Source organism: Variovorax sp. ISS6 (assembly GCF_056523145.1).
Genome location: NZ_JAWRZC010000001.1, coordinates 5,506,812 through 5,519,505, shown reverse-complemented (window position 1 = coordinate 5,519,505; position 12,694 = coordinate 5,506,812). Strand labels below are relative to the sequence as shown.

The following is a 12,694-nucleotide window of genomic DNA, read 5'->3' as shown; positions in this document are numbered from 1 at the left end:
AAGCATCGGTGTGCCGTTGTAGTGGCGTGGCCGCACAAGACTTGTGCGGATTTCGCGGGGACGGCGCGCGGTCCGAAGCCACCCGGCTGCCGCCGATGGACCGTGCGCGATGCCGATGCGATGTAGCGCGGAAGTGCGCGTGAAAACGCGGCCATCGCACGAGCCCAGGCCGTGGCGGTTCGCATGCTTTGTCGTCGCGACGACAGTGTGCGAATCGCATGCGTGCCGCGGCGGTCTCACCGTTCGAGAAGGTTGCACTGCAGCATAGGCATTTGCCCCAGTATGCAAGCGAGAGGCGCCCCCCAACAATCGGTCCGCGCTCGATGGTGGCGCTGTGAGAACAAACGCATGACAGACTTTTTCGGTCACTACCCGGGCGGCTTCGCGAGATGAGCGACGTCATTCTCGAAACACGCCAGCTCACCAAGGAATTCAAGGGTTTCACCGCGGTCAGCAAGGTCGACCTGTCGGTGGTGCGCGGCTCGATTCACGCGCTGATCGGACCCAACGGCGCGGGCAAGACGACCTGCTTCAACCTGCTCACGAAGTTCCTCGAACCCACCAGCGGCACGATTCTCTTCAACGGCCAGGACATCACGGGCGAGCGCCCCGCGCAGATCGCGCGGCGCGGCATCATCCGCTCGTTCCAGATCTCGGCCGTGTTCCCGCACCTCACGCTGCTGGAGAACGTGCGCCTGGGGCTGCAGCGCCGCCTGGGCACCTCGTATCACTTCTGGAAGAGCGAGAAGTCGCTCGAGCCGCTCAACGCCAGGGCGCGCGAGCTGCTCGCCGAGGTGGGCCTCGAAGAACTCGCCGAAGAGCAGACCGTGAACCTGCCCTATGGCCGCAAGCGCGCGCTCGAGATCGCGACCACGCTCGCGATGGAGCCCGAGCTCATGCTGCTGGACGAACCCACGCAGGGCATGGGCCATGAGGACGTGCACCGCGTGGCCGAGCTGATCAAGCGCGTGTCGGCCGGACGCACCATCCTGATGGTGGAGCACAACATGAGCGTGGTCTCGACCATCGCCGACACCATCACCGTGCTGCAGCGTGGTGCCGTGCTGGCCGAAGGCCCCTACGCGGAGGTCTCGAAGAATCCGCAGGTCATGGAGGCCTACATGGGCACCACCGACGGCCAACTGCAGGGAGCCCACTGATGACCGCCGCACTCGAGATCAAGGGCCTGCAGGCCTGGTACGGCGAATCGCATGTGCTGCATGGCGTCGACATGGTCGTGCAGCCTGGCGAGGTCGTCACCTTGCTGGGCCGCAATGGCGCGGGCCGCACGACCACGCTGCGCGCGATCATGGGCCTGACGGGCGCACGCAAGGGCAGCATCGAGGTCAATGGCCGGGAGACGATCGCGATGCCCACGCACCGCATCGCGCACCTGGGCATCGGCTATTGCCCCGAGGAGCGCGGCATCTTCGCGAGCCTGTCGTGCGAGGAGAACCTGATGCTGCCACCGGAGCTCAAGGGCGCGGGGCAGGGCATGTCGGTCGACGAGATCTACGCGATGTTCCCGAACCTGGCGGAGCGTCGCCACAGCCAGGGCACGCGGCTGTCAGGCGGGGAGCAGCAGATGCTGGCGGTGGCGCGCATCCTGCGCACGGGCGCGAAGCTGCTGTTGCTCGACGAGATCTCCGAAGGCCTGGCGCCGGTGATCGTGCAGGCGCTGGCGCGAATGATCACGACCCTGCGTTCCAAGGGCTACACCATCGTGATGGTGGAGCAGAACTTCCGCTTCGCGGCGCCGCTGGCCGATCGCTTCTATGTGATGGAGCATGGCCGCATCGTCGAGAAGTTCGGCGCCGCGGATCTGGAAGCCAAGATGCCCGTGCTCAACGAGCTGCTCGGCGTCTGAACCCCTTTCCCCTCCCGTCCACAAGACCCCGACGTTCCCGTCCTCATCTCACAAAGATTCTTTCAGGAGACTTCGCATGCAAAAGAAACTCGGCCTCATCGCAGGTGCCATCGCCGTCCTCGCCCTCGCAGCCACCGGCGCGCAGGCCCAGGAAAAGGTCAAGATCGGCTTCGTCACCGACCTGTCGAGCCTGTACGCGGACCTCGAAGGCAAGGGTGGCGCCACCGCCATCCAGATGGCCATCGACGACTTCGGCGGCAAGGTGCTGGGCCAGCCCATCGAGCTCTTGACCGCGGACCACCAGAACAAGGCCGACATCGCCGCCTCGAAGGCGCGCGAATGGATCGACACCGCCGGCGTGACCATGGTCTTCGGCGGCACCAACTCGGGCGTGGCGCTGGCCACGGCCAAGGTGGCCGAGGAGAAGAAGCGCGTGTACTTCAACAACGGCGCGGGCAGCTCGGTGCTGACCAACGAGCAGTGCAGCCCCTACACCATCCACTACGCCTACGACACGGTCGCGCTGGCCAAGGGCACGGGCGCGGCGGTGGTCGATCGCGGCGGCAAGAGCTGGTTCTTCCTGACCGCCGACTACGCCTTCGGCCACGCGCTCGAAGCCGACACCACCAAGGTGGTGAAGGAGAAGGGCGGCTCGGTGGTGGGCTCGGTGCGCCATCCGCTCAACGCTTCGGACTTCTCGTCCTTCCTGCTGCAGGCGCAGAACTCCAAGGCGCAGATCCTGGGCCTGGCCAATGCCGGCGGCGACACGATCAACTCGATCAAGGCCGCGAAGGAATTCGGCATCAACAAGACGATGAAGACCGCCGGCCTGCTGGTGTTCCTCAGCGACATCCACAGCCTGGGCCTGAAGAACACCGAAGGCCTGCTGCACACCACGAGCTGGTACTGGGACCTGAACGACGACACGCGCAAGTTCGCCAACCGCTTCTTCGAGAAGACCAAGCGCATGCCGACCGACGTGCAGGCCGCCGACTACTCGGCCACGATGACCTACCTGAAGGCCGTGGCCGCCGCCAAGACCACCGACTCCGACAAGGTGATGGCGCAGCTCAAGAGCATGAAGATCGACGACTTCTACGGCAAGGGCCAGATCCGCGCCGACGGCAGCTTCATCCACGACATGTACCTGGTGGAGGCGAAGTCGCCGTCCGAGTCGAAGAAGCCCTGGGACTACCTGAAGGTGCTCAAGACGCTGCCGGGCGATCAGGTCTTCACGACCAAGGCCGAAACCAAGTGCGCGCTCTGGAAGTGAAGAGCGCCTGAGACCGCCCCGCCGAAGAACACGAGACCACCACGAGGATCACTCCCATGAAACGCAGCGCCATCGCTTCCGCCTGTCTGCTCGCCACCGCCTTCGTGGCGGCGGGCGCCGCCCAGGCGCAGGACAAGGTCAAGATCGGTTTCGTCACCGACATGTCCAGTCTCTACGCCGACGTGGAGGGCAAGAATGGCGCGGTGGCGATCCAGATGGCCATCGACGACTTCGGCGGCAAGGTCAACGGCCTGCCGATCGAGCTGCTGACCGCCGACCACCAGAACAAGGCCGACATCGCGGCCTCGAAGGCGCGCGAGTGGATCGACACGCAGGGCCTGACCATGCTGTTCGGCGGCACCAACTCGGGCACGGGTCTCGCGATGGCCAAGGTGGCGCAGGAGAAGAAGCGCGTGTTCGTGGTCAACGGCGCCGGCACCTCGGCGCTCACCAACGAGCAGTGCAGCCCCTACACCGTGCACTACGCCTACGACACCGTCGCGCTCGCCAAGGGCACGGGCGGTGCCGTGGTGGAGAACGGCGGCAAGAACTGGTTCTTCCTGACCGCCGACTACGCCTTCGGCGCCGCGCTCGAGGCCGACACCGCGAAGGTGGTGAAGGAGAAGGGCGGCACCGTGGTGGGCAGCGTCAAGCATCCGCTCAACGCCTCCGACTTCTCGTCCTTCCTGCTGCAGGCGCAGAACTCGAAGGCGCAGATCCTGGGCCTGGCCAACGCGGGCGGCGACACCATCAACGCGATCAAGGCGGCCCGCGAATTCGGCATCACCAAGTCGATGAAGATGGCCGGCCTGCTGGTGTTCATCACCGACATCCACAGCCTGGGCCTGAAGAACACCGAAGGCCTGCTGCTCACCACCAGCTGGGACTGGAACCTCGACGAACGCACGCGCGCCTTCGGCCGCAAGTTCTTCGACAAGACCAAGCGCATGCCCACCGACATCCAGGCGGCCGACTATTCGGCCACCATGACCTACCTGAAGGCGGTGCAGGCGGCCAAGACCACCGATGCCGACAAGGTGATGGAGCAGATCAAGAAGATGCCCATCGACGACTTCTACGCCAAGGGCACGGTGCGCGCCGACGGCCGCTTCGTGCACGACATGTACCTGATGCAGGTCAAGGCGCCGTCCGAGTCGCGCCAGCCCTGGGACTACTACAAGGTCGTGGCCAAGCTGCCGGGCGACCAGGTCTTCACCACGAAGGCCGAGAGCAAGTGCGCGCTCTGGAAGTGATCGACCCCCGCGGGCCCGTCTGGGCCCGCGCTTGCTGAATCCCCTATGACCATTTCCCTTCCCGCCCTGTTGAGCCAGCTCCTCCTGGGGCTGGTCAACGGCTCCTTCTATGCCATCCTGAGCCTCGGGCTGGCCGTCATCTTCGGCCTGCTCAACGTCATCAACTTCGCGCACGGCGCGCTGTTCATGCTCGGCGCGGTGCTCACCTGGATGGCGATGGAATATTTCGGCATCAACTATTGGGTGATGCTGATCGCCGCGCCCATCGTCATCGGCCTGTTCGGGGTGGTGATCGAGCGGCTGCTGCTGCGCTGGATCTACAAGCTCGACCACCTCTACGGCCTGCTGCTCACCCTGGGCCTCACGCTGCTCATCGAGGGCGTGTTCCGCTCCATCTACGGCGTCTCGGGCCTGGCCTACGACGCGCCCGAGGCGCTGTCGAGCGCCACCGACCTGGGCTTCATGGTGCTGCCCAACTACCGCGCCTGGGTGGTCGTGGCCTCGCTGGTCGTGTGCATCGCCACCTGGTTCGTGATCGAGAAGACCCGCATCGGCGCCTACCTGCGCGCGGGCACCGAGAACCCGCGGCTCGTGGAGGCCTTCGGCGTCAACGTGCCGCTGATGATCACGCTGACCTATGCCTTCGGCGCCGGCCTCGCCGCCTTCGCGGGCGTGCTGGCCGCGCCGGTGATCCAGGTCTCGCCGCTGATGGGACAGAACCTGATCATCGTGGTGTTCGCCGTCGTCGTGATCGGCGGCATGGGCTCGATCATGGGCGCCATCCTCACCGGGCTGGGGCTGGGCGTGATCGAGGGCTTCACCAAGGTCTTCTATCCCGAGGCCTCGTCCACCGTCGTGTTCGTGATCATGGTCATCGTGCTGCTGGTGCGTCCTGCCGGCCTGTTCGGCAAAGAGAAGTGAGAGCGGGCGCATGAACATGAAAAAGATCTCCACCGCCGTCTACGGCCTGCTGCTCGTCGCGCTGGTGCTGGCGCCGTTCTTCGGCGCCTATCCGGTGTTCGTGATGAAGCTGCTGTGCTTCGCGCTGTTCGCCTCGGCCTTCAATCTGCTGCTGGGCTTCACCGGGCTGCTGTCCTTCGGCCATGCGGCCTTCCTCGGCGGCTCGGCCTACGTGGCCGGCCATGCGATCAAGGTCTGGGGCCTCACGCCCGAGCTGGGCCTGATCGCGGGCACGCTGGTGGGCGCGCTGCTAGGCTGGCTGTTCGGCGTGCTGGCCATCCGCCGCCAGGGCATCTACTTCGCGATGATCACCCTGGCGCTGGCGCAGATGATGTTCTTCGTCGCGCTGCAGGCCAGGTTCACCGGCGGCGAGGACGGGCTGCAGGGCGTGCCGCGCGGCAAGCTGTTCGGCCTCATCGACCTGAGCAACGACCTCACGATGTACTACGTCGCGCTGGCGATCGTGGCGGCCGCCTTCCTGCTGATCGTGCGCACCATTCACTCGCCGTTCGGGCAGGTGCTCAAGGGCATCAAGGAGAACGAGCCGCGCGCGCTGTCGCTGGGCTACGACGTGGCGCGGTTCAAGCTGCTGGCCTTCGTGATCTCGGCGGCGCTGTCGGGCCTGGCGGGTTCGCTCAAGACGCTGGTGCTGGGCTTCGCGACCCTGTCGGACGTGCACTGGACCGCGTCGGGCCAGGTGATCCTGATGACGCTGGTGGGCGGGCTGGGCACCTTGTCGGGCCCGCTGGTGGGCTCGGCCGTGGTGGTGGTGCTCGAGAACAAGATCGGCGAACTGGGCAACCTGCTCGCGCGCATCACCACCATCGACTGGTTCAACACGCTGGGCGAGTCGGTGACCATGGTCACGGGCCTGATCTTCGTGATCTGCGTGCTCGCCTTCCGCAAGGGGATCATGGGCGAGATCATCGCTTTCATCGATCGGCGCAAGGCCCGATGAAGGCGCGGGGTCGGGCGCTCGCCTAGAGCTTCAGCGGCGCCACGTACCCCGTCATCTCCAGGTAGCCGCGCCCCACGCGCCGGCCCTGGCCGTCGAGCAGGTCGCTCAGGCCTTCCCAGTACACGCCGCCGGTGGAGCCGCGGCTGTCGAGCTCCTGGTCGTCGAGCAGCGCGCGCACCTCGAACTCGCCCGCGGGCGTGCGCACGCGCCACTGCACGGGGTAGCGCGCCCGCGTGCGCGGGCTGTTCCAGGAGTGGCCGGCCTCGAAGCGCACCTCGTCGGGGCCGAACACGCGCAGCGTGCCGTCGCCCGCGCGAAACGAACCGCCTGACCACAGCGCGCTGCCGTCGGCGCGGCGCAGGTGGAAGGCCGTGAGCGCGCCGCCGTCGCCGAGGTTCATGCCGATCCAGTCCCAGCCCACGGCCTCGGGGTGCAGCAGCGCCTCGCTCCATTCGTGGTCGAGCCAGGCCTTGCCGCGCACCGCGAAGGGCTGGCCGTCGAGCACGATGCGGCCCTGTGCCGCGAGCTGCGGCTCGCTGTAGTAGTAGCTGGCCTGGGCCTCGTCGGGCCCCTTGCGCGAGAGGCCCGCGCGGCCCTGCAGCAGCACCGGCTGGGTGGGCGCGAAGCGCAGCTCGAGCGTGAAGCCGCTGGCGGGAATGCGCGCCGTGTAGCCGTCCGCGCCGCGCAGCAGCGACCAGTCGCGCAAACGCAGCGCGGTGTCGGTTTCGCTGGCCGAGGCTCCGCCCAGGCCCGCGCGCGCGATGCGCTGGTCGTGCCGCAGCGCGCGGCCCTCGAGGTCGGTCACGGCCGCGTGCGCGAACACCAGCTGCTGCGCCGCGAACTTCGAGCGCATGCCCTGCGTCGCGTCGACGCGCGAGCGGAAGAAGGTGACCTGGAAGCCGAAGTCGCGGCCGCCCTCGGCCTGCGCATGGCCCGTGATGTACCACCACTCGGTGCGCTGCTCGGGATGGCTGCCGAAGTCGCGCGGGAACTGCAGCATGCGCGGCGGCAGGGCCCAGGCGGGCGCGAGGCCTGAAGAGGCAGCGAGCGCCGCGAGCAGGAGGTCGCGGCGCGACAGGAGGGCGGGTGGCATGGCCGCACGAGTCTACAAGCGCCCTCGTCACGCGTTGTAACCCGCGCGCGGGCGAAAGCGATTACCGTGGGCCGGCCCATAAAAAGAAGGAGACGAGATCCATGAAGCGCACGCCCCGCCCGCGCCCTGTCGCGCGGCGCATCGCATCCCCCCGTTCCGGTTCCCTCGCCCTGCGGCTCGTGCCGCTGGCCGTGCTGCTCGCGCTCGCGGGCTGCGCCTCGGGACCGCCTGCCGAAGCGCCACCGTCGACGAATACACCGCCACGCGCGCCTTCGTCGTTTGCCGTGCCGGGCCTCGAGAAGCCGGCCGAGGTGCTCGTCGACCGCTGGGGCGTGCCGCACCTCTACGCGGGCACGCTCTACGACGCCTTCGTCGCGCAGGGCTTCATCGCGGCGCGCGACCGGCTCTGGCAGATGGACCTGTGGCGCAAGCGTGGCCTCGGCGAGATGGCCAAGGACTTCGGTCCCGCCTGGGTCGAGAGCGACCGCGCCGCGCGCGCCGTGCTCTACCGCGGCGACATGTACCGCGAGTGGCTGGCCTACGGTTCCGACGCCAAGCGCGTGGCCGAGGCCTTCACGGCCGGCGTCAACGCCTACGTGGCGCAGGTGCGCGCGCAACCCGACCTGTTGCCGCCGGAGTTCAAGCTGCTCGGTTACCAGCCCGCGACCTGGTCGTCGGAGGACGTGGTGCGCATCCGCCACCATGGCCTCACGCTCAACCTCACCTCCGAGATCGAACGCGCGCGTGCCTACTGCGCGGGCGGCCCCGGCATCAAGGCCGACTGGCTGCGGCGCGAGCTCGACCCGCCCGTCAATCCGCGCGTGCCGCCCGGGCTCGATCCCTGCACCGTGCCCGCCGCCGAGCTGCGCGCGGCCTATCTGCGCGCCACCGAGGCACCGCAGTTCACCAAGGCCAACACGCCGCTGCCGCAGCAGGGCGCGGGCCCCGGCAGCTTCGCGGTGTCGCAGGCAGGCGACGAGGCACGGGCCGAGCAGGGTGACCCCACGGCCGCCTACGGCAGCAACAACTGGGTGATCGCGCCCAGGCTCAGCGCCACGGGCCGGCCGATCCTCGCGAACGATCCGCATCGCGCGCACGGCGCGCCGAGCCTGCGCTACATGGCACACCTGAGCGCGCCCGGCATGGATGCGATCGGCGCCGGCGAGCCCTTCCTGCCGGGCCTGTCGATCGGCCACAACGGCACCATCGCCTTCGGCCTCACGCGTTTCTACATGGACCAGGAGGACCTCTACGTCTACCAGCTCAATCCGCGCAACCCCAACGAGTACCGCTACCAGGGCCGCTGGGAGCCGATGGTGCGCGTGACCGAGCGCATCGTGGTGAAGGGCGAACGCGCGCCGCGCGAGCTGGTCAACACCTTCACGCGCCATGGGCCGGTGCTGCTGTCCGAGCCCGGCAAGCGCCGCGCCTATGCGCTGCGTGCCGCCTGGCTCGAGCCGGGCATGGCGCCGTACTTCGGCTCGATGGACTACATGCGCGCGCAGAACTGGGACCAGTTCCGCGCCGCCATGAACCGCTGGGGCGCGCCCGGCGAGAACCAGGTCTATGCCGACCGCGACGGCAACATCGGCTGGATCCCCGGCGGGCTCACGCCGATCCGCCCGAACTGGGACGGCCTGATGCCGGTGCCGGGCGACGGCCGCTACGAGTGGTCGGGCTTCCGCAATGGCGACGAGCTGCCCTCCGAGTTCAATCCCGCGCGCGGCTATGTGGTGACCGCGAACGAGAACAACATCCCGAGCGAGCACCCGGCCGCGAAGAAGGGCATCGGCTACGAATGGAGCGACGCGGCGCGCGCGCGGCGCCTGAAGGCGCTGTTCGCGGACAAGGTGGCCGCGGGCCAGCGCTTCACGCTCGAGGATTCGCAACGCATGCAGAACGACATCGTCGCCACGCCGGCGCAGCGCCTGCTCAAGCTGCTCGCGGGCCTGGGCAGCAGCGATGCGCAGACCGCGGCCGGCCTCGCGCTGCTGCAGGGCTGGGACGGCACCATGGACCGCGACAGCGCGGCCGCCGCGCTCTACGAGGTCTGGAGCAGCAAGCCGCTGCGCCAGGCCGTGCTCAAGGCCGGCGCGGGCGAGTCGGCCGTGCAGTACGCGCTGCCGGGCGACAACACGCGCATGATCCTGCTGCTCGAGAACCCGTTCGGCTGGGTCAGCAACGCGCAGCGCGATGCGATCCTGGTGCAGACCATCGCGCCCGCCATGCAGGAACTGAGCAACAAGCTCGGCCCCGACCCCGCGGCCTGGAAGTGGGGCGCCTTGCACCGCGCCGAGTTCCGCCATCCGCTCGGCGGCATCGTCGATGCGGCCACGCGCAGGAAGCTCGACGTGGGCGACTGGCCGATGTCGGGCTCGTCCTTCACGCCGATGGCCGCGAGCTATCGCGCGAGCGACTATCGGCTGACCTCGGGTGCGTCCTTCCGCATGGTGCTCGACGTGGGCAACTGGGATGCCTCGCGCGTCATCAACACGCCGGGCCAGTCGGGCAATCCCGACAGTCCCAACTACCGCGACCTCGCGCCACTGTGGCTCGAAGGCAAGTACGTGCCGCTGGTCTACAGCCGCGCGGCCGTGGAAAAGGAAACGGTGGAGCGGATTCGTCTCACGCCCGCGCCGTGAAGCTGCATGGCGGCGCCTAGACTGCGCTTTTTGCATCGGGCCCGCACCATGACCTTCGACGAACTCCAGCGCCGACTCGCCGAGGTACCGGCGCGCCACAAGGAGGTCTCGGTCATCGCGAGCCTCGACGACGAGCCCGCGCGGCCCAGCGCTCGCCTGCTCGACATCGCGCTGCGGGCCGCCTCGGCCGCGCGCGAGATCGCGCTGACCGTCTACGAGGGCCGTCCCTCGGCCGAACCGCACTGGTTCGACACCTGGCCCGGCGAGCACTACCGGCTGCTCGCCGCGCTGGTGCGCACGCTGAAGCCGATGCGCGTGGTCGAGATCGGCACCTTCACCGGCATGGGCACGCTCGCGCTCGCGCAGGAATTGCCCGCGGGCGGCAGCGTGACCACCTTCGACCTGCATCCCTGGCACGGCTTCGAGCAGACCTGGCTCGCGCCCGCCGACTTCGAGCAGGGCCGCGTGCGCCAGGTGCTGCACGACATCTCCGCGTCCGGTGGCGTCGAGGCGCATCGCGCGCTGTTCGAGGCGGCCGACCTGGTCTTCGTCGACGGACCCAAGGACGGCCACACCGAGGCGCGGATGCTCGATAACCTCGCGACGCTGAACCTGCCCGCGCATGCGCTGGTCGTGTTCGACGACATCCGCGTGATGAACATGGTCGCGACCTGGCGTCGCATCGCGCGGCCCAAGCTCGACCTCACCTCGTTCGGTCACTGGAGCGGTACCGGTCTGATCGACTGGAACGCTTAGCGCAATCGGGTTGCATCGGCCGATCGCGGCGATGCAAATACCCCCGAGAGGTCTTCCGTATTCACTTCTCCCATCGCATGCGGCGGCCGTTGCATGTGCGTGACTTTTGGCACTGTTTGCCGCGACTCGCGATGCATACGCTCGGTCCCCTTCGATGCATCGCATGGCATGGCGCGCATCGGAATCCGACGCTGCTGCATTGCAGCCGCACTCATCGATCAGTTGCTACAGAGGGGGAGAACACCCATGAAATTCAAGATTGCAGTGGCCGCCGTGGCGGTCGCGTTGGCCGTTGCCGCGTGCGGCGGCGGCAGCGGAAGCTCCGGCTTCGCGTTCCTGCCGCCCGGTCAGAACGGCGGCGATCCCGGTGATCCGGGTGACCCGGGCGGTCCCGGCACTCCCGTGCGCAAGGACGCAAAGGTCACGGGCCGCGTGACCAACGCTCTCGACGGCGCCGGCATCGCGCAGGTCAAGGTCACGGCCGATGGCATCAGCGCCATGACCGGCGACGACGGTTCCTACGCGCTCGAAGGCATCACCAACGGCAACTCGGTGCTGCTGAGCTACGAGAAGAGCGGCTTCGCACCGCAGAGCCGTGCCACCGCCGCGCTCGCGGCCGCCGAGGCCAGCACCGTCATCAACATCCCGATGCTGCCGGTGGCCTTCAGCGACACCTTCAATCCGGCTCTTGCGCGCGACATCGCGGTGCCGGGCTCGACCGCGATGGTGCGCTTGCCCGCCAACGCGTTGCGCCGCGCCGATGGCAGCGCGCCCACTGGCCAGGCCACCGGCCGCCTCACGCCGATCGCGCCCGCGACCAACGTCAACCTGATGCCCGGCAACTACCTCGCCGCCACCAGCGGCGAACCGGCGGCGATGGAGAGCTTCGGCGCGCTCGACGCCAGCTTCGTCGACGCGGACGGCGCACCGCTGCAACTCGCGCAGGGCGTGAGCGCCACCGTGCGCATCGCGCCTTCGTCGCGCAGCGCCGCGCTGCCGCCGACGGTGCCGCTGTTCTTCTACAACACGAGCACGGGCCTGTGGGTGGAAGAGGGCAGTGCGAGCCTGCAGGGCACCGCGCCCAACCAGTACTACGAAGGCACGGTCACGCACTTCACGACCTGGAACGCCGATCAGGTCTACAACACGGTGCGCGTCAACGGCTGCGTGCAGAACGCGGCCGGCGAGCGCGTCGCGGGTGCGGTCGTGTTGTCGGAAGGCAAGTCGTACAGCGGCGTCGGTTCTGCCGTCACCAATGCCAATGGCGAGTTCTCGGTGCCGGCCAAGCGCAGCAGCGAGGCCTTCGTGGTGGCGAGCAAGAACGCCGAACTCTCCAATGCGGCGAATGCGACGCTGGGCGAGCAGGACATCACGATCGATGGCTGCCTCACGCTGACGGCCTCGGCCATGTCGATCAAGCTGACCTGGGGTGAACGGCCCTTCGACCTCGATTCCCACACGATGGGCGCGAATGTCGGTGAAGAGGTCTACTACGCCAACAAGGGCTCGCTCGCGGCCGCGCCGTTCATCGGCCTCGACGTGGACGACGTGGACAGCTTCGGTCCCGAGTACACGACTTTCGCGAAGCTCGCGCGCAATCGCACCTACCGCTTCTTCGTCTACAACTACTCCGGCACCTACAACCCGGGCCAGACCGGGTCGCCCGCGCGCGTGGAACTGAGCAACCGCGGCGCCCAGTCGGTCTTCTCGCCGCCGGCGGGCGAGGTGGCGGACTCGACGCGCTACTGGCACGTCTTCGACCTGCGCACCGACGACAACTGCAACGCCACGGTCGTGCCGGTGCAGAAGTTCCTCGCGGCCAAGCCGCCGGAAGTCAACACCGACGCGAACGCCCAGTACTGCAACTGAGCGGCATGAACGATGGCCGGCGC

General features: G+C 68.2%; 10 protein-coding genes. 9 read left to right on the top strand and 1 reads right to left on the bottom strand.

Annotation, left to right across the window (positions count from 1 at the left end):
- The first annotated feature begins 389 nt into the window (after nucleotides 1–389).
- From AC1HIL_RS25485 to AC1HIL_RS25460, 6 genes are all read left to right on the top strand, one after another.
- Nucleotides 390–1,160, top strand: a complete 771-nt coding sequence (locus tag AC1HIL_RS25485; protein WP_296736252.1) for an ABC transporter ATP-binding protein — start codon at nucleotides 390–392, stop codon at nucleotides 1,158–1,160.
- A complete protein-coding gene (locus tag AC1HIL_RS25480) occupies nucleotides 1,160–1,867 on the top strand; it encodes an ABC transporter ATP-binding protein (protein WP_057597881.1) in 708 nt (235 codons plus the stop codon). The genes AC1HIL_RS25485 and AC1HIL_RS25480 overlap by 1 nt, the downstream gene beginning before the upstream one ends.
- 76 nt (nucleotides 1,868–1,943) lie before the next feature.
- Complete coding sequence (locus AC1HIL_RS25475; protein ID WP_057597882.1) at nucleotides 1,944–3,140, top strand: ABC transporter substrate-binding protein; 1,197 nt, start codon at nucleotides 1,944–1,946, stop codon at nucleotides 3,138–3,140.
- Nucleotides 3,141–3,196: 56 nt separating this feature from the next.
- Complete coding sequence (locus AC1HIL_RS25470; RefSeq protein ID WP_057597883.1) at nucleotides 3,197–4,393, top strand: ABC transporter substrate-binding protein; 1,197 nt, start codon at nucleotides 3,197–3,199, stop codon at nucleotides 4,391–4,393.
- A 45-nt stretch (nucleotides 4,394–4,438) separates the two neighbouring features.
- Nucleotides 4,439–5,314, top strand: coding sequence for a branched-chain amino acid ABC transporter permease (locus AC1HIL_RS25465; RefSeq protein ID WP_057597932.1), 876 nt, complete (start codon nucleotides 4,439–4,441; stop codon nucleotides 5,312–5,314).
- A 10-nt stretch (nucleotides 5,315–5,324) separates the two neighbouring features.
- Nucleotides 5,325–6,311 carry a branched-chain amino acid ABC transporter permease gene (locus AC1HIL_RS25460; RefSeq protein WP_479670327.1) on the top strand — a complete coding sequence of 329 codons (987 nt, stop codon included), beginning with the start codon at nucleotides 5,325–5,327 and terminating at the stop codon, nucleotides 6,309–6,311.
- Between the two features lie 22 nt (nucleotides 6,312–6,333).
- On the opposite strand, the gene AC1HIL_RS25455 is transcribed toward AC1HIL_RS25460, so the two are convergent.
- Nucleotides 6,334–7,404, bottom strand: a complete 1,071-nt coding sequence (locus tag AC1HIL_RS25455; RefSeq protein WP_479670326.1) for a lipocalin-like domain-containing protein — start codon at nucleotides 7,402–7,404, stop codon at nucleotides 6,334–6,336.
- A 101-nt stretch (nucleotides 7,405–7,505) separates the two neighbouring features.
- Here AC1HIL_RS25455 and AC1HIL_RS25450 point away from each other — a divergent pair, with 101 nt between their 5' ends.
- From AC1HIL_RS25450 to AC1HIL_RS25440, 3 genes are all read left to right on the top strand, one after another.
- Entirely contained in the window at nucleotides 7,506–10,046 is a 2,541-nt protein-coding gene (locus AC1HIL_RS25450) for a penicillin acylase family protein (RefSeq protein ID WP_479670325.1), read from the top strand.
- A 48-nt stretch (nucleotides 10,047–10,094) separates the two neighbouring features.
- The gene (locus AC1HIL_RS25445; protein ID WP_422096510.1) at nucleotides 10,095–10,802 is read left to right on the top strand and encodes an O-methyltransferase; all 708 of its coding nucleotides are present in this window, start codon (nucleotides 10,095–10,097) and stop codon (nucleotides 10,800–10,802) included.
- A 246-nt stretch (nucleotides 10,803–11,048) separates the two neighbouring features.
- Nucleotides 11,049–12,671, top strand: a complete 1,623-nt coding sequence (locus AC1HIL_RS25440) for a carboxypeptidase regulatory-like domain-containing protein (protein WP_479670324.1) — start codon at nucleotides 11,049–11,051, stop codon at nucleotides 12,669–12,671.
- The last annotated feature ends 23 nt before the right edge of the window (nucleotides 12,672–12,694 follow it).